Origin of the sequence: Vibrio sp. 10N.286.49.C3 (assembly GCF_041469545.1) — a bacterium.
GTDB lineage: Bacteria > Pseudomonadota > Gammaproteobacteria > Enterobacterales > Vibrionaceae > Vibrio > Vibrio tasmaniensis_A.
Genome location: NZ_JBFRKT010000032.1, coordinates 1 through 16,904, shown reverse-complemented (window position 1 = coordinate 16,904; position 16,904 = coordinate 1). Strand labels below are relative to the sequence as shown.

Here is a 16,904-nt window from a genome sequence, read left to right as displayed (position 1 = left end):
TTTTAACTGTCACTAGATTAGCCAATAACGCTAATTGGGATCTCAGCCAGTTGGTTGCCTTGGTTAGCTGGGTACACGATGTATTCACCGTGATACTTCACCGCTGACTTGTAGTCAGTGACTTTGTGAAGCATGAAACCTGCTTCCATCGCTGCTTGAATAAACTCAGCGTGGTTACCACGAACAAACCAGTTCATAGGCTTAACCATCAGCTCACCGTCGAAAGAGTCGTCACACTGTTTGCCACACAAAGCAAAAGAGTGCTCACCATCGGTGAAGAATTGAATCTTGCCGCCAGTCGTTAGCTCGTCTTCACTTGATACACTCCAACCCATCTCGTACATTTTGTCCATGAACGCTTCAACATCACTGTCTTTTAGCGCTTTAGGCTCTTCGCCTTCAGGGAAAAAACGTCCGTAAAACGCAGAAATACGTTTGAAGGTAAAAGTTAAATCAGAGTTATTGCCCTTTGAACGGCCCTGCTTCTGCCAACGCACCAAATCAGGCACAATCACGCGATCATAAGCTTGGGATTTAATCGCCTTCGTTACCCAACGAACTAGATAAAGGTTGTTCGCAATAGGCGCATCAATCGCTTTGCCTGCTTTGTGCAGAGCATAAAGCTCGCCTAATGCATCATTCACTAACTTCTGAATTTCAATATAGTATTTTGACATTATGCCTTCTTTCCTAATGTCCAATATAGTAATGCTGACATTACTGCACACGCAGCCATTACCATAGCCATAGACCCAGCACTGTCACTTGGCAGCATCGCAACGATAGCTCCAACGACAGAACCAGTACCAAATCTTAATGTTCCCGCAAGCGATGAAGCCGTGCCTGCCATGTTTGGATAACCACTGAGCAATAGACCCATTGAGTTACTGCCGATAGTAGAAATGGTGCCAATAAATAGCATCACAAACGGCACAATACCCCAAAGCCCGAGATCCAATAACCAACCGACCAGTAAACCCACGCCAGCCAATAATTGAATGACCAGCGCGGCTCTCAGCATGGTATGAGAGCCGACCTTCTTAACAATTCGACCATTGATGGTCGTCATCAAAATCATCGCAACGATGTTCAGGCCAAACAGGTAACCAAACAGGTCAGGACGTACCCCATAGACATCAATGTAGACAAAAGAGCCTGCGGTTAAGAATGCAAACATCCCAGAGAACGAGAACGCACCCGAGAAAATTAGGCCCATAGCGGTCGAGTTTTTACATAAACGAGCGTAATTGCGAATCGTCGTTTTAAAACGCAATGGCTGACGATTTTCAACAGGCAGTGTTTCAGGGATCTTAATGATAACCGCAAGAATCACGATAACCGCAAAAATAGCCAACACCCAAAAGATTGAACGCCAACCGAACCACAATGCCAAATAACCACCAATCATAGGGGCAATTAATGGCGCAACCGTCATCACTAAGGTAACGAACGACATGGTTCTTGCGAAATCTTCACGGTCGAACATATCACGCACAACCGCTTGGATAATGACCGCCGCCGCCGCACCCGCAAAACCTTGAGCGGTACGAACTAACGTTAACGCTTCAATGCCATGAGTGGTTGCACTCACGACAGACGCTATCGCAAAGAAGAGCACACCAATCAGTAGAACTGGCTTGCGACCATAACTGTCGGCTAACGGACCATGTAATAACTGACCCAATGCAAAACCTGCGGTGTACGCGGTAAGTGTGATTTGCACTTCCCCTGCAGTCACACCAAGATCTTTGGCGATCGTTGGCATTGCAGGTAGGTACATATCGATGGCGAGTGGTGTCAAAGCACCAATAGCGCCCAAAACCAAAAATAGCATCCAACCTAACTGAGGCGTTTGTGGTTGTGAGCTTGGGGTCTGTGAGGTAGACGTTTGCATAACTCTCCGACTAAGTACTAAGTTCTATGTGAACACGAGCATGCACGCAGCAATATACGAATATACACATAGCAATACACGAATACGCACAGTGATACACGAATATGCGCACACATACATGAACATATAGTAATAATGGCTGAAACTGTCCTAGTACCAGTCAAAATAATCAGCCGACGCTATCCTTGGTCGGCCACATCTACGGTAGAAAAGATTACTTCCAGATAGAGTCTACTTCTTCTTGTGTTAGGTAACGGTATTCACCCAACTCTAAAGACTCGTCCATCTCGATTTCACCAATACGTTCACGGTGCAGTGCTTCGACCTTGTTACCAAGTGCTGCAAACATGCGTTTTACTTGGTGGTATTTTCCTTCGTGAATCGTTAACAGTACTTCACGCTCAGCACGAACTTCTAGGTGTGCTGGAAGTGTTAGGCCATCTTCGCTCTTAAGCTGGATGCCCTCTTTGAATTTTTCAACGTAATCGTCTTCAACAGGTTCAACCAACCACACACGGTACGTCTTCTCGCACTTGTGCTTTGGTGATGTGATGCGGTGAGACCACTTACCATCATCGGTAATCAACACAAGACCCGTCGTATCAATATCTAGACGACCAGCAAAGTGCAGCTTGTCCATTTTGATTTCATCGAGTAATTCAAAGGCGATACGATTTGCGCCATCTTCATGCGAACAAACAAAGCCTTCTGGCTTATAAAGCATGATGTAACGTGGGCCGTGAACATTCAGTTCATTGCCTTGCCATTCCACAACGCACTCTTCAGTTACCTTGAGTGACCCGCTTTTTTGAATGACATCATTTACTGTCACTGCCTTGGATTTTAATAAGTGTGTTGCTTCTCTTCGAGTGACGCCTAACGCATCGCACAGAAATTTATCTAAACGCATGAATACCTCAACTAATCTAAGTCGGGTATTATAGTCACCTTTGCTCAATTAGTTGAGCTATTTCACACTATTTGTTTTCTACCCTACAAGACGCGATATGTATACACTCCGCCCGTACCAAGCTGATTCTGTAAAATCAGTGATTCATTACTTCAGAAAACACCAAACACCGGCTGTTCTTGTGTTGCCTACAGGCGCTGGAAAAAGCCTTGTGATTGCAGAACTAGCAAGGCTTGCGAAAGGTCGAGTGCTGGTACTCGCTCACGTTAAAGAGTTGGTCGAACAAAACCATGAAAAGTATGAAGGTTATGGGCTAAAAGGCTCAATTTTCTCTGCGGGTTTAGGGCGAAAAGAGACAGACCAACAAGTGGTGTTTGCTTCGGTTCAATCTGTGGTTCGCAACCTCGATTCATTCTCTAACCAATTTTCACTGTTGGTTATCGACGAATGCCACCGTGTTCCCGATGAAAAGACCAGTAGCTACCAAAAAGTGATCACTCACTTGCGCGAGAATAATTCGGGCATCAAGGTGCTTGGACTGACCGCGACCCCCTATCGTCTTGGTATGGGTTGGCTTTATCAGTATCACACGCGTGGACAAGTACGCTCTGAAGAGCCTAGGTTTTTCAGAGATTGTATTTTCGAGTTGCCGATTCGCTACTTGTTGGACGAAGGCTTTCTAACACCAGCACGCATGATCGATGCGCCAGTATTAAGCTATGACTTCTCACAGCTAAAACCTGCAAGTACAGGCCGCTACAAAGAAGCCGAACTCGATATGGTGATCGAACAATCTAAACGAGCGACCCCACAAATTGTCGACCAGATCATTGAACTGGCCAAAGACAAGTTAGGGATCATGGTATTTGCTGCCACTGTTAGACACGCACAAGAGATCCTTGGCTTACTGCCTGAAGGTGAATCGTCAATCGTAATCGGCGACACACCAACTCTCGAACGTGACCAAATCATCAGTGACTTCAAAGAACGTAAAATCAAGTTCTTGGTTAACGTATCGGTATTAACCACAGGTTTTGATGCCCCTCATGTGGATTTGATCGCGATTTTGCGCCCGACAGAGTCCATCAGTTTGTATCAACAAATCGTTGGCCGTGGCTTACGCTTATCGCCGGGTAAAAAAGAGTGTTTGGTGCTCGACTATGCAGGCAACAGTTACGATCTTTACCAACCAGAGGTCGGAGACCCAAAGCCTGACTCAGATAGTGAAATCATCACTATTCCCTGCCCTGCTTGCGGCTTCAATAATAACTTCTGGGGCAAGCTAGACAGCAACGGCTTCTTACTCGAACACTTTGGCCGTAAATGCCAAGGCTACTTTACCGATGAAGACACGGGCGAACGCGAGCACTGTAACTATCGTTTTCGTGCTAAGTATTGTGGTGAATGCGGCGCTGACAACGACATTGCCGCGCGCATTTGTCATGAGTGTGATGCCACCTTGGTCGACCCAGATAAAAAGCTTAAGGAAGCGTTAAACCTCAAAGATGCGTTGGTGTTTGAGTGTTTAGAAATGGACCTTAACGTTCTCAAGGACGAAAAAGGCAAGTCGCAGCTTAAGGTCACTTACCGTGGAGAAAACCAAGCACAAGTGCATGAGTTTTGGTCATTAACCACCAAGAAACAGAAACAGAACTTTAAGGATCAGTTTGTTCGCCCTCACCTTGCAGACAGACACAGACCGTTTGAGGAAGCTTCACCGACGAAGGTGGTCGCTCACCAACATCGATTCCGCCCACCTCAATTCGTCATTGCACGTAAAGTCGGGCGCTTTTGGAAAATGAGAGACAAAATATTCGAAGATGAACTCAAGCAATAGACTCTCAATAATCAACAGAATTAATAAAAGGAGTATCGATACTCCTTTTATTCACATTCTAATGACCACACATGAGTTAACTTGTTAAACCACAAATTAGATTACGCTCAGCTTTTTCTGATTCCCGCACCTCTTTTTCCATATTATCAAAAATCTCAATGGCTAAAGTTGGCCTATGAATATAAAAGCCTTGAATAAAGTCAATGCCTAGCGTTTCTAAAGTTCTTAACTCTTCAATTGTTTCAACACGTTCTGCAACCACTTTAGTTTGGCTCATTTCTGCCAACTCAACTAATGAGTGCACCATTTTTTTCTTAAAATCAGAACTGTTAATATTTTCAACAAGCGAACCATCAAGCTTGATCGTATCAAAACAGCCTTCAGATAAAATTGAATACGATGAATAACCTGAACCAAAATCATCTAAGGCAACTATGATCTGGTGGTGTTGTAGTCGCTCTACTATTTTTCGAAACTTCTCATCTGCACGATAAAAAACAAGCTCAGTCACTTCAACACATAAACGGGAACGGATATAAGGGGGTAGATGACATAAACGATCAATAACACTCATATCGAAAATGGTTTTAACTGAGAAGTTTAATGACAATTGAATAGTTGAATAGTGCTCAAGTAAGCCAATTGCGTAAGTTAGCATACGAGAATCGAGCTCCTTCTCAAGCCCATGAGAGGCTACAACATCGAGCAATTCACCAGCAGAAACGATTTTTTCACGCCCTTCTTCGTCTTCCATTTTTAAACGACACAGTAGCTCATAGCTCGAAGCAACACCCTTTAAAGAATGAATTTTTTGAGCAAAGCAAAGCAACCTATCCGAGTTAAGTAATTCAACTGCTTCTATTCTAAGATTCGGTAAGCTATAGAGCATGACCCCGTCTTGTTGCTGCCAGTCTTGGTAAGATTCATTGTTTGACTTTGCTTTACGGCAACAGTATTCAGCTTTGTAAATACAGTCTTCGACAGATTCATTAGGACCACTGCGATAACGGCCAAAACTAAAGCTTAGAGCGTTTTCTGTTTCTTGGGTGAGGTTCTGTTCCAACAAATATTCTAGCAACTCCTTGGAAACCGACGTTTGGCAAATTAATACAAATTCATCGCCACCAACTCTATACGCCATCCCTACGCCTTGTGCGGCTATTTTTTTGAAGCGCATAGCTAAATTTATTATCATTCGATCACCTACATGGTGACCTTGACTATCATTGAGAAACTTCAATTGATTTGCATCAATGTAATAATAACAACGAGAACACTCAATGACCTTTTTATATTCTATAGATTTTCGATTATACAATCCTGTCATGAAATCTTTATCAGAATTAGACAACAATTTCTTATAATCGCCCAAATTAATAACTCTTAATTCCCCAAGATCATAAACACACGCTAATACAAAAGAAGCATGAGACAAGTAGAATAGCGCCTGTATTAAATAATAATACTCAGGTATGAATGAAATAGTCATTGATGATTCAAGAACCACCACAGACATAATAAAACACGAAAGATAGCTAATTATTATTTGAACTTTATTATTAACTTCTTTTGATATCAAACAAAATGCTATAACAACGGCTGCAAGGATAGTGCTAATTAAAAACCCAACAATGACATCAAAGTTTATATAAACTGAAAAGAACTGTAGAAACAAAAATGAAGAACAAATCAGTAAGTGCTTTGTATTTATTCTATCGCAACTTGAAAAAACAAGCATTAAATATACACAAACTAAAGATAAAGAATAAGAAACGAACCAGTAGTCGCTTCTAAAAAAATTTATAACGTAGGTTCCTTTATCATCATACCCATCCCATAAAAACCCAAACTTGTAAATATAAAACATAGAAAACAGCACTATATAGCACGTCATAAATAGTGTTTTAGATCGCTTTATCGGCCAAGCAAAATAAACATAAACTAACGATATTGCGCTCGACAATAGAAATAGGGCTAGAATCACCCCATCTTTCATAACAAGTGATTGCTTTAATTGATGCTCTTTCGAAAATAACGCACTGGCATTTACAGTCTTACCTCTAGGAAATTTCACTAAAACATAACTGTATTCAAAATTTTTGTTCAGCCGTAGCGAGCGATAATACTCAAACAAAAAATTGCCAACAACTTTTCCGTCTTGATCAACAAAAAACAGCTCTCCTGTCCGGGATGAAAGAGATTTCCAAACTAGATGTTCATATGATTGGTTGTCTGAAGGTAGTGCAAGTTTAAGCCAACACGACTGATTAGGTTCAGGAATACAAGTAACAATTGAGCTCCACCCTTCTTCCTTATATAGGATGGCATCAACCGAAGAATCACTCACTACCATGCCATATTCGAAATCACTGATTTGCTTGAAATCTAATTCGTTAGCATGGCTAGTGAACGTTATCAGCACTGAAAAAAACAACATAACTAGCACTGTAAATGGCACTCTAAAATCCTTATTAAATCAAATATCGCGCGGCAAAAGAGCCCCATAAGTCCATATACTTGCGAGTTTACCATGTTAATTATTTGTAATTTGTAAGGGAATGTAATAACGTCAACGCATTACTATTGAGCAAATGAGTCAACATGAATATCAGGTTGGTTAATTGCACGTTGATACAACACTTTACATTGCTAAAATGATAAAGCGTCTCTCGTATTCACATTCATACTCCATTCATTTTTATTGTATTAAACTGTCGTTACTTGCTTCTTTTACTAAGGCCACTGCATGCAAAAACCAAGCGCTATACTCATCTGTATCGCTGTAGCTATAGGCTCGACATCAAGCTTTGCACAAGATGATCACCATAACGGTCATGATCTTGTACAAGATGTTCATAAAGCGGGAACCCGTATCGAATTTGAAGAAGATCAAGACGAAGTCTATGAAGCGGTGCAAGAGGGCTACATTCGCCCTTTCTCAGAAATGTATGCTGCGGTTGAAAATGATCTTCATGGCCGAATCATTAAAGTAGAACTAGAAGAAGACGATGATATTTGGGTGTATGAGCTAAAAATAAATTTCCAAAACAATATCATTAAAGTGGAATACAACGCTGAAACGTTAGAAATGCTGATGATTAAAGGTCGCAACTTTAAAGAAGCGATCAAAAACTCCCACGAATAATAAATAACAATAAAAGAGTGATACATGAAAATTTTAGTCGTTGAAGACGAACCTCGCTTGGGCCAACAAATTCTAGAGACCCTTGAGGGAGCCGACTGGGTTCCAGAGCTTTCTCAAGACGGTATCGACGCACTCTACCGTGCAACATCGGAAGAGTGGGATGCCATCGTTCTCGATTTAGGTCTACCTAAGCTGGATGGCCTAACCGTATTAAAAGGTATTCGAGACGAAAACATTAACACGCCAGTGATTATCCTAAGTGCGCGCGACACGCTTACTCAGCGTGTAGAAGGCTTGAATGCAGGTGCTGATGACTACCTAACTAAACCATTCGAAATGGTCGAGCTGATAGCCCGCATTCGTGCTCAACTGCGCCGAGCGTCAGGCAGTGCTGCTCCTATACTTCAAATTGGTGATCTAAGCCTAGACACACGCAGCTCTAAAGTGTTGTGGCAAGGCCAAGCGGTTAGCCTCACAGCGCTTGAATATAAAGTGGTCGCTTATTTCATGCATAACCAAAACAAAGTTATCTCGCGCACTGAGTTGGTTGAACACATCTACAAGCAAGATTTTGACCGCGATTCAAACACGGTTGAAGTGTTCATTGGTCGTATTCGTAAGAAAATCGCACCAAAGATCATCAAAACCGTTCGTGGCCTTGGCTACCAACTGAATGCTGAATAACGCTGTATTTAATTAAGCTAAGAGCAATCTCCAATTAGTGGACAGCCTGTGCTGATCGTTGTTGTTCTCATAGCAAGATGAGCAAAGACAGGCTGGTAACGTATGAATCTAAAAAAACGAACACTTAAAAACGTCAGTCTAAAAAGCCGCTTGCTCCTCGCCGCGGCTTTTTGGCTAGGTGCGATGATATTAGCGGCAGGCGTCGGAATACCTAAGTTGGTTAACGATTACTTGGTCGATGACGTCAAGCAACAGCTCAGCCTAACCATGGACGAGTTAACCGCCAACATAGAAACCAACGACAGTGGTAACCTCATCATGGCAGAGCGTCTGTCTGACCCTAGGTTTAACCAACCCTACAGTGGTATTTATTGGCGAGCCGCTACTCAAGACCAGATTATTCGATCTCGCTCGCTATGGGACAAAGACCTCACCATCAAGCGTTCGCCGATTCATACTTCAATCAAAGGGCCTGAGAAAGAAAAGCTTATTTACATCGAGCAGGATATCTATCTGCCTGAACTGAACGATCCTGTCACGATCACCATAGGTATTGATGAAGATCCATTAGAATCCACACTGACCGAACTTACAGGTCAGGTCTGGTTGATTCTGATGCTACTGTTTGTGGGCGTGCTGATGTTGATTGGTATTCAAGTCAGTTGGTCGCTATTGCCACTCAGTAAGATGCAACGTGAACTGGTGATGTTGAGAAACGGCGAGCAACAAGGGTTAAGCGACAACTACCCGAAAGAGGTTTCTCCATTAGTTTCTGATCTCAATGCCCTACTCTTCCACTATCAAGAGTTATTGGAGCGAGCGCGTAACCACGCGGGTAACTTATCTCATGCGTTGAAAACTCCGCTGTCGGTTCTGAAAAATGAGATAGAGCGACTTCCAGAGGATGACAAGGCACTGCTGCAACAACCCATTAATCAGATTCAAAGCCAAATCGATTATCACCTTGGCCGAGCACGCATGGCCGGTGCAATGAACATTCTTTCGGTGAAGTCTTCACCTTGTGAGCGTGTTGAAGCTATCTCAATGGCGTTTGATAAAGTCTACTCCGCCAACGAAGTCACCATGATTAACGAGCTAGACTCTGAGATTGAAGTGGCGGTAGAAAAAACCGATCTTGATGAAATGGTCGGCAACCTACTCGAGAACAGTTACAAATGGGCGAGCAGCATTATCCGAGTCCATTCGAATGAACTCGATGATGGCAACATTGAATTGGTGATTGAAGATGATGGCCAAGGCATTCCTGAAGAGAAGCTTGAGCAAGTGACCAAACGAGGTGTTCGACTTGATGAAACCACACCAGGAACAGGCTTGGGGCTTAACATCGTGAATGAAATGGCGCACAGCTACCGAGGCAGCCTAACGCTCAGCAAGAGCTCTATGGGCGGCTTAAAAGCTTCTCTGGTGCTTAAAATAAGTAAAGGCTGAACAAGCTAAATAAAAGTTAAATACAATAAGCCCTAGCGTACTGCTAGGGCTTAGTTTTATCTCGGTTCATCGAGACACGACTCACTTCAACTTAATTAGCCCATCGAATGTAGCCCAATCATATTGCCTTCCGTGTCACTCACTACACTGATAAAACCATGCTCACCAATGTCCATTTTGGGTACTTGTAGCGCGCCACCATTGGCCGCTGCCAAACTGGCTTCTGTGGCACAATCCTCACAAGAGAAGTAAACCATGGTGCTGTTGCCTCCCGCTTTTACACCGGACATCTTACATAAAGCTCCTGTGGCGCCATAGTTCCCCATATCGCAAGGAAATACCCACATCTCAACTTCGATTCCGGTTTCATTGTCTAACTTATCCAGCGTCACTTTAAACACTGATTCATAAAAAATTTTTGCTCTCGACATGTCATCAACATATATTTCAAACCAACCAATCGGATTCATTTGCATAACGTTATCCTCAGCTTTCGCTGCTTGTTCGCCCTTAATCAGCATAGTCAAAGTTGAACAATTTATAGTTGAGGAGTTACATGAGAGAAGGTTAAGTTTCTTTAGATAGAGTCCAGTAGAAATCACAAAGCCTTGTTTGAAGGGGGTTCAAACAAGGCACAAGTTAGTCGCTCTTATATATCGCTCTGTATATCATTTACAGCCACATCTAGAATTTGCACATTATCATTATGAGTCGCGACTCCAATCATTAAAATCCTACCATCTGTATAATAGTCATGATCTTCATTCATTACTTCCACCGTAGCCAATGGGTACTTGTCTAGATCAATATCTGGTAATGACGTTCGTATCTGATTAGCAAGCCTATCTCGCTCTTCATCAACATTAGGGTCAATGTTATGCAGTATGGTCACAATGCCGGAGTAAGGGGTAACTTTAAGGCCATCATCATAGCTGATTGCACCTAACCACTGAGGCTGGTTAGTTTGAACATCAACACCAGCACGCCACCAGCGAATATGGCTACGCTTCATCAAGTTACCCGGCAATTGAAACGCCATATCTTGTGGCTTGTCTCTCCAATATAAATCGGACACTGGGGGCGTTTTGTCTCTAAGCAATGCGAGATAGCCAGCCCATTCAATCTCATTTCGAGAAAAAGTTTGATTCTCTATCCAGCCCAATTGTTTCATTAAGTCTCTTGGGGTTGCTCCAACATATAGTACGTTGATCGCTTGTGCCGAGTAGAATGAAGATTTGCCTGGGAACGCTTTATAGGTAACCGAATTCCAGTCGACTTTGTCAATTTGAGCCGTCTCTGGTTGATTCTTAAAATCATCCGCTTTCCAGAAAAAGTGTGCGTAGTTCGCAAACAATACCCACGCCAACAACAGCGCACTGGATTTGAGCACCAAGCGTCGCCACTTCATTCGATAACCAATAATGGTGAAGACCAATACCGTGAACACACCGGCGATCAAGCTATTATGCTCAGAGATAAATATCTTAAGGTTATTAAGCCACGGGAAGTTTTCAACACCGTGCGCCAGTAACATGCCCCAAGCAATGAACTGTCCACCACCAAGAGCCAAGCCGAACAACGCCAACACACTAAAATTACGCCACGGTACACGATGCGAGCCCGCTATAAATGGCACAACCCAAGCGATAGGCCCTAATAAACGAGCAAAAAGAATGATGTATGTGCCTTTGCGAGCAATTAGATAGCGGCAGCGCGCAATTAATCGTTTGGTTTTAGGACGAAACTTAATGAGCCTTCGCTGCGCTTTCGCACCGTATTTATAGCCAATGAAATAACTGAGTTGGTCACCAAGCAAACCACCTAGCATGACCAAAACCAACGCCATCCTTGCACCTGAATACAGTTGAAAGCCCGCTGCGATAAAGAAGGGCTCTCCCGGTACAAATAGGTTTGGGCCAATGAGAGCATCACCCAACGCCCCCAGAAACAGCCCTAGTCCATCAAACATAACAACCTCAGTGCTTACTGTTCTTTATAATGACCGAACTTGTAGTTCATCTCGTTGTTACGCATTTCGCCTTTAAAAAAGCGTCTTACATTGGCTTTAAGGTAAGTAGATCCTGTCTTTACAACACCATCTTGGTTTAAACGACGTGGGTCAAAACCAAAGGTCATATTCAGGAATCTAAATCGCCATGTTTTGCTCGCACGTTTTACATAGTCACAGTCTTCACACAGTACGATCTCTTCATCGAAACCGCCGATTTCATCATGCGCTCGTTTAGTCGAGAAAATACAGGCGCCAATCGCCGTCGGGAAAAAGAACTGGGTAGTAAATAAGCCTGCGTTAAACAGCCCGTAACCAAACTTGTGTACAAGCGGCAGACCTTTCGAGCTCATGTACACACCCGCCACTTCAAGCTTCTTCTCCTCTAGTTCATAAAGCGCTTTCGCTAGGAAGTTTCGGGGCAAACTCACGTCGGCATCTAAGAAAAGGATTCGGTTGTACTGCGCTAATGAAGCGCCTGTGTTTCTGCCAAGGCTCACACCGCGATTTTCCATATGATGAACCGTTAACTTTGGCAACGCGCTTTCATAAGCTTGTGCCACCCCTCTTGTGTTGTCCTCACTGTTCGAGTCGACAACAATCACCTCAAATTCTTGATGGGTTTGCACACTCAACTCTTCCATTAAGCGGCTGATGCGTTTCTCTTCGTTTAGCGTAATTACGACAATGCTTACCGGTTCCATATTTTCACCTATTCATTCTGCTGTTTAATTACCACTAAGATTAACCAACCAAGCCTTAACCAAGTCTTAGGCAAACATTCATTTTCCGTTCATTAACTTGATGATTTAGCAACGCTATAAATAGATAAGATAGGCAATGTAAAAGACGATAAAATGGGGTAAATAAGCGCTAGTGAACGTTTTATCTCCAAACGAATCATTTATCGAAGGAAATTCACTTTGAGATGGGCTTCTGACTTGCTCAGATTTGAATGTGATGTTAGTATCCGCGCTCGCTTAAGCATGAACTCGTTTATGCCTAAGCTTTACCACATACTCAAGGTCGCATTGAGGTGTGAAGTTAATTTTTACTAATTTGAGAGTAAAACTATGAAATTTGAAGCAGTAGTACGTACTGAACTAGGTAAAGGTGCGAGCCGCCGCCTACGTCACGCTGGTAAATTCCCAGCTGTAATCTACGGTGGCGAAGCAGCAGCTGTAGCTATCGAACTTGTTCACGCTGACGTGATCAACCAAATGGATAAGCCTGAATTCTACGAAACAATCACTCTAGTGATTGACGGCGCAGAAGTTAAGGTTAAGCCGCAAGACGTTCAACGTCACGCGTTCAAGCCTAAAGTTGAGCACATGGACTTCATCCGTATCTAATTCCCTACCAAGGAATAAGATTGGATTAATCCAGCCTTCTGCATAGAAAAGATAATCGATCTTACCAGTCGAGAAATCTAGAAATTCGAAACCCCGATGCTACCAACATCGGGGTTTCACCGTTTCTAAGCCCTCAAAAACGTCGTAAATCTCGCGCAACACACTGAAAATAATCAACTTTCCCTCCCCTATTTTGTCCCTATATTTTCTGGGTGGATTAAGGGTGGACGAAAGGTGGACTTATAAAGTAGTTTTTCTAACACAAAGACTAGACCGCTTTTTCGCTAGGCTCTTCTTTCTAGAACGTTCGTAATGTCTTTTTTGAGTTCCTCTGAAAGGCGTTCGAATTGTTTTGGTACAATCAAACCTTCCTCGCACATTTGCATGAGTTGGATAAATGCTCGGCTTCGAGAATGGCCATCAAAAATAAGCTTCATTTGCTTTTGAGATTCTTTGGAGTACTCGCACATAAAGTGAAACCTTTCCCCTACAGATTCTGATTCATCAGTAATCGCTTTGATGGCTTCATCTAGCTGACGAGTACAAAACAGTTGCGCAGCTTCACTCTTTATCTCACAAAAGATTTTCCAATCAGACTCTTTGATATTCATACAGACCTCCACAAAGTGTTACTTTTTAGGGTAGAACATTACGGCGTTTAAAAGACGTGAACGACACGATTACCCCATAGTAAACCAGAGCGCTGTTAACACGAAATCCAATCTTGAGCTGAAAGGAGGAGCCAGCAATAGGCCGCTTTAAGCGCCTGTAGGGATATTTCCAAAGTCTAGTTTGATATTAATTCCACTAATTTCAATTTCGCTTGATGCTAAGAAATACAGGCATAAAATTTGGCCAGAGGTACATATAAGAATCCGCCTTAAATGCTTGTTATCTGCGTTGCTGAAGATTAGCGACATGATGCTTATACTTCTTCTCACGCCAAAACCATATTGCATAACTTAAGGGGATAGCTCCAATCGAGCTCCAGAAGCCACTCATTAATACATCGGTAGTTTGTATCCAGCCCCAAGCTGTTTCTGACATAAACAACGGCTCAATACTTCGACCTACCATCACGCCTAAGATTGCTGGAAATGATGTACGAGCAGTAAATCTGAGACTTCCTTTTTTCCTCTCTAGCTTCCATTTTGAAAACTCGATATCAGGATCTTTCACTATTGCCTCCATAAGATAATTTGCCTGAAGCACATAATGCCTAATTGAGTCGCTGACAACACTACCTAAACACTCAAACCTACGATCGAAATCACTGAAACTAATCCAAGTAGAAAATTACAAGCGTAACAGTCTGCTTAAATGCTTGTCATGGCGCAATTTGCAACACCTGTGGCGATTTACTACAATATAAATACAAACTAAATTAGGAGACATATTATGGCTACTGCAAGTGTACGTATTGACCAAGATCTTTTTGATAAGGCTGCGATAATGGCTAAAGCACTAAACCGCACTACACCAAAACAAATTGAGCACTGGGCTAAAATCGGGAAAATGATGGAAGACAACCCCGATCTACCTTATGAGTTCGTAAAGCAAGCAGTCATAGCAAAAGCTGAGAAGGAAGCAGGTAAATTAGAGGCTTACTCTTTTGACTAAGATTACCAACATTCTTCAGACACCTACTTTTAAGAAGGCGGTCAAGAAATTACACAAGAACCAAAAAACGGATCTAGATAATGCTATTCGAGCCCTTATGGAAGATCCGCATCTTGGTGAGCAGAAGAAAGGTGACCTGTTTTTCTTGAGAGTGCATAAATTTAAGATGGTTAAGCAATTAACATTGCTCGGTTATAGCTATGAAGATGGTACTGTAACTCTCGAACTAATAGCTCTCGGCTCGCACGAAAATTTTTATCGAGATATGAAGAAAATATATTGATTCAATGTGATCGAAAATATCCTTGCCCGTCTGAGCCATACTCGTTTGTTGAACGAAGCCGCTACGCGGCAGAGTAAAACAGCTACCATCCATACTCTTGTAACGCTATAACTCTCCTTATGAACAACACCTTACTAACCTTAAACTGCAAGGTAAACCACCTGCAACTATTGATGCCTATTCTCGTGTGGTTCGTCGAAAGGCATTTGATAATAAGGAGAATGGCATCAACCAAAATAGAGGAGGTGTAACGACGAAAGAAACGAAAAATAGCTAACTGGTTAATAAGATTGCTATCGCAACCTTATCTTGGCCTCGCTTGCCTTGAGAAAAACCTCAAAGCGATGTGTCCTTCAAACTAAATTACGCAATTTACTTAATAAAGTGGCTTCGGGCTTATTCAACACTTGGGATTTAGTGTTGGCTACGCAACACCTCAATCCTTATTAGTTAGCTTAAATTTCAACGAATTGTGCATACGGGCAAGCACTCACAAGTTCACTTTTAACACCTTTAATTAAGTGCTCTGGAACCCAAAAGTCCAAAGCTCCATCGGATTCATTAAACAGAGTTACGCACGTCCCTCCAATCGGGTCTTTCACAAACTGAATACGGACAATGCTAGTAGTACATATCGTGCTGCCTTTTAAGCTAAGGAATCGTTCCACAGCCAGCTTGCGGATCGTTATTTGATTACCCTCAACCTCGATGATTGCTTTGAGCTTTGAAGTTTTCAATTCGAACAAACCAAACAAGGCAGGAAACACAAATGTTGCGCATAAAACGACAATGATTATTGAAATAACATCCATAGCTTCACGTCCCTTTAAGCTAACGCCGCATTAAGGTGTGAGCTGCGCTCGGCTATACTTGAGCGAAGCGAAAATGCCGAGCGTTGCGAATCACTCTTAAATGCTTTGTTAGATTTTAGATCTCGAATCTATGCAAATACCTCGCAAAGACCCAACCAGTTCTATACTCTCCCGATTCATCACACAAATACTCAACCAGCACCCACCGTTTTGACTTTTCTATAAACTTTACAGTTTTTCCGTTTCCGAGTTCATCGAGTATCTCTGAATTAATTGTTGGATCATTCCTAACATGTAGGATTGTAGCTACAACAAAACGATAATTCTTGAGGTCAGTTAATTCGTACTCTTTCCGCGCCTCATTCACAATTAACTTAGGAGTTACCCTAGAGTTTGTATCACTAAATAGCTGTGACCAATCATCGTAAAGTGGCATAGATAAATTGCAAAATACTCCAATCCAATAACTAAAAATGAGCCCAATGATCAGCTGCATTGAAGGCGGTTGATTATTGTACCAGTCTAAAATGCTACCACTGCTCTCTGGTGCAGGAGCAGTGCTAAATTGAGTAACAGCGTCCTCGATGACACCCGCATTGATTTCAAAGCCAATTTCAGCATTAGAGCTATCCAAAATTCCAGCTAAGTCTTGCTGTAATATGGAGCCTGACATCTCTCTTACTGCTTGGATAGCTGCGGAGTCATTTGCAACAAACATACGAGAAATCGAGCTAGCTGCGATCAACGAAGCAGCTTCTTGCATCGCAAAAGATTTCAAATAGCCTCTTGCTTGCTTTAGAGCTGAAGACTCATAAAGCGACATTTGCTTTGCCACCTCGCTCGCTTGCTTTAGAGCCGAAGACTCATAAAACGACATTTGCTTTGCCACTTCGCTCGCTTGCTTTAGAGC

The 16,904-nt window shown here is 42.5% G+C and carries 18 protein-coding genes and 1 pseudogene; 8 read left to right on the top strand and 11 right to left on the bottom strand.

What is annotated here, in order from left to right; all coding sequences use genetic code 11:
- Window positions 1-17 precede the first annotated feature (17 nt).
- The 3 genes from AB4180_RS14655 to rsuA all read right to left on the bottom strand — a co-directional run bounded on the left by AB4180_RS14655 (window position 18) and on the right by rsuA (window position 2,804).
- Entirely contained in the window at window positions 18-677 is a 660-nt protein-coding gene (locus AB4180_RS14655) for a DUF2913 family protein (RefSeq protein ID WP_017101185.1), read from the bottom strand.
- Window positions 677-1,894: a Bcr/CflA family multidrug efflux MFS transporter gene (locus AB4180_RS14650; protein ID WP_017101184.1), complete on the bottom strand. Its 1,218-nt coding sequence runs from the start codon at window positions 1,892-1,894 to the stop codon at window positions 677-679. The genes AB4180_RS14655 and AB4180_RS14650 overlap by 1 nt, the downstream gene beginning before the upstream one ends.
- Before the next feature lie 214 nt (window positions 1,895-2,108).
- The gene (gene rsuA, locus AB4180_RS14645) at window positions 2,109-2,804 is read right to left on the bottom strand and encodes a 16S rRNA pseudouridine(516) synthase RsuA (RefSeq protein WP_017060380.1); all 696 of its coding nucleotides are present in this window, start codon (window positions 2,802-2,804) and stop codon (window positions 2,109-2,111) included.
- A gap of 97 nt (window positions 2,805-2,901) precedes the next feature.
- Between rsuA and AB4180_RS14640 the strand changes: the two genes are divergently transcribed.
- Window positions 2,902-4,641 (top strand): DEAD/DEAH box helicase, encoded by a 1,740-nt coding sequence (locus AB4180_RS14640; protein WP_102249842.1) that lies wholly within the window; start codon window positions 2,902-2,904, stop codon window positions 4,639-4,641.
- A 76-nt stretch (window positions 4,642-4,717) separates the two neighbouring features.
- Here the strand turns inward: AB4180_RS14640 and AB4180_RS14635 are convergent, their stop codons facing one another.
- On the bottom strand, window positions 4,718-7,099 hold the full coding sequence (locus AB4180_RS14635; RefSeq protein WP_102249841.1) for a GGDEF domain-containing phosphodiesterase: 2,382 nt from the start codon (window positions 7,097-7,099) through the stop codon (window positions 4,718-4,720).
- 288 nt (window positions 7,100-7,387) lie between these two features.
- Between AB4180_RS14635 and AB4180_RS14630 the strand changes: the two genes are divergently transcribed.
- From AB4180_RS14630 to AB4180_RS14620, 3 genes are all read left to right on the top strand, one after another.
- On the top strand, window positions 7,388-7,786 hold the full coding sequence (locus AB4180_RS14630; RefSeq protein WP_009847088.1) for a PepSY domain-containing protein: 399 nt from the start codon (window positions 7,388-7,390) through the stop codon (window positions 7,784-7,786).
- Window positions 7,787-7,810: 24 nt separating this feature from the next.
- The gene (locus AB4180_RS14625; protein WP_004734666.1) at window positions 7,811-8,470 is read left to right on the top strand and encodes a response regulator transcription factor; all 660 of its coding nucleotides are present in this window, start codon (window positions 7,811-7,813) and stop codon (window positions 8,468-8,470) included.
- 102 nt (window positions 8,471-8,572) lie between these two features.
- Complete coding sequence (locus AB4180_RS14620; RefSeq protein WP_102249840.1) at window positions 8,573-9,919, top strand: ATP-binding protein; 1,347 nt, start codon at window positions 8,573-8,575, stop codon at window positions 9,917-9,919.
- 95 nt (window positions 9,920-10,014) lie between these two features.
- Here the strand turns inward: AB4180_RS14620 and AB4180_RS14615 are convergent, their stop codons facing one another.
- The 3 genes from AB4180_RS14615 to AB4180_RS14605 all read right to left on the bottom strand — a co-directional run bounded on the left by AB4180_RS14615 (window position 10,015) and on the right by AB4180_RS14605 (window position 12,631).
- Entirely contained in the window at window positions 10,015-10,395 is a 381-nt protein-coding gene (locus AB4180_RS14615; protein WP_102249854.1) for a VOC family protein, read from the bottom strand.
- Between the two features lie 173 nt (window positions 10,396-10,568).
- The gene (locus AB4180_RS14610; protein ID WP_102249839.1) at window positions 10,569-11,888 is read right to left on the bottom strand and encodes an LssY C-terminal domain-containing protein; all 1,320 of its coding nucleotides are present in this window, start codon (window positions 11,886-11,888) and stop codon (window positions 10,569-10,571) included.
- Window positions 11,889-11,902: 14 nt separating this feature from the next.
- Window positions 11,903-12,631 carry a glycosyltransferase gene (locus AB4180_RS14605; protein WP_012604258.1) on the bottom strand — a complete coding sequence of 243 codons (729 nt, stop codon included), beginning with the start codon at window positions 12,629-12,631 and terminating at the stop codon, window positions 11,903-11,905.
- A 369-nt stretch (window positions 12,632-13,000) separates the two neighbouring features.
- Here AB4180_RS14605 and rplY point away from each other — a divergent pair, with 369 nt between their 5' ends.
- The gene (rplY, locus tag AB4180_RS14600) at window positions 13,001-13,279 is read left to right on the top strand and encodes a 50S ribosomal protein L25 (protein ID WP_009847093.1); all 279 of its coding nucleotides are present in this window, start codon (window positions 13,001-13,003) and stop codon (window positions 13,277-13,279) included.
- Window positions 13,280-13,563: 284 nt separating this feature from the next.
- Here rplY and AB4180_RS14595 read toward each other — a convergent pair whose 3' ends face one another.
- Window positions 13,564-13,890, bottom strand: coding sequence for a hypothetical protein (locus AB4180_RS14595; protein WP_102249838.1), 327 nt, complete (start codon window positions 13,888-13,890; stop codon window positions 13,564-13,566).
- A 280-nt stretch (window positions 13,891-14,170) separates the two neighbouring features.
- A complete protein-coding gene (locus AB4180_RS14590) occupies window positions 14,171-14,491 on the bottom strand; it encodes a hypothetical protein (RefSeq protein WP_102249837.1) in 321 nt (106 codons plus the stop codon).
- Window positions 14,492-14,677: 186 nt separating this feature from the next.
- On the opposite strand from AB4180_RS14590, the gene AB4180_RS14585 reads away from it, so the two are divergent.
- The 3 genes and pseudogenes from AB4180_RS14585 to AB4180_RS14575 form a co-directional block, all read left to right on the top strand.
- Window positions 14,678-14,899, top strand: a complete 222-nt coding sequence (locus AB4180_RS14585) for a TA system antitoxin ParD family protein (protein ID WP_009847096.1) — start codon at window positions 14,678-14,680, stop codon at window positions 14,897-14,899.
- Entirely contained in the window at window positions 14,892-15,182 is a 291-nt protein-coding gene (locus AB4180_RS14580) for a type II toxin-antitoxin system RelE/ParE family toxin (protein ID WP_009847097.1), read from the top strand. Before AB4180_RS14585 ends, AB4180_RS14580 begins: the two co-directional genes overlap by 8 nt.
- A 103-nt stretch (window positions 15,183-15,285) precedes the next feature.
- A pseudogene (locus AB4180_RS14575) lies at window positions 15,286-15,381 on the top strand (integrase); the annotation flags it as partial.
- A 256-nt stretch (window positions 15,382-15,637) separates the two neighbouring features.
- Here the strand turns inward: AB4180_RS14575 and AB4180_RS14570 are convergent.
- Both AB4180_RS14570 and AB4180_RS14565 read right to left on the bottom strand, forming a co-directional pair.
- Window positions 15,638-15,994, bottom strand: a complete 357-nt coding sequence (locus AB4180_RS14570) for a hypothetical protein (protein ID WP_012604261.1) — start codon at window positions 15,992-15,994, stop codon at window positions 15,638-15,640.
- Between the two features lie 115 nt (window positions 15,995-16,109).
- The coding region (locus AB4180_RS14565; RefSeq protein ID WP_372081878.1) for an SH3 domain-containing protein at window positions 16,110-16,904 on the bottom strand (795 nt) is incomplete at its 5' end.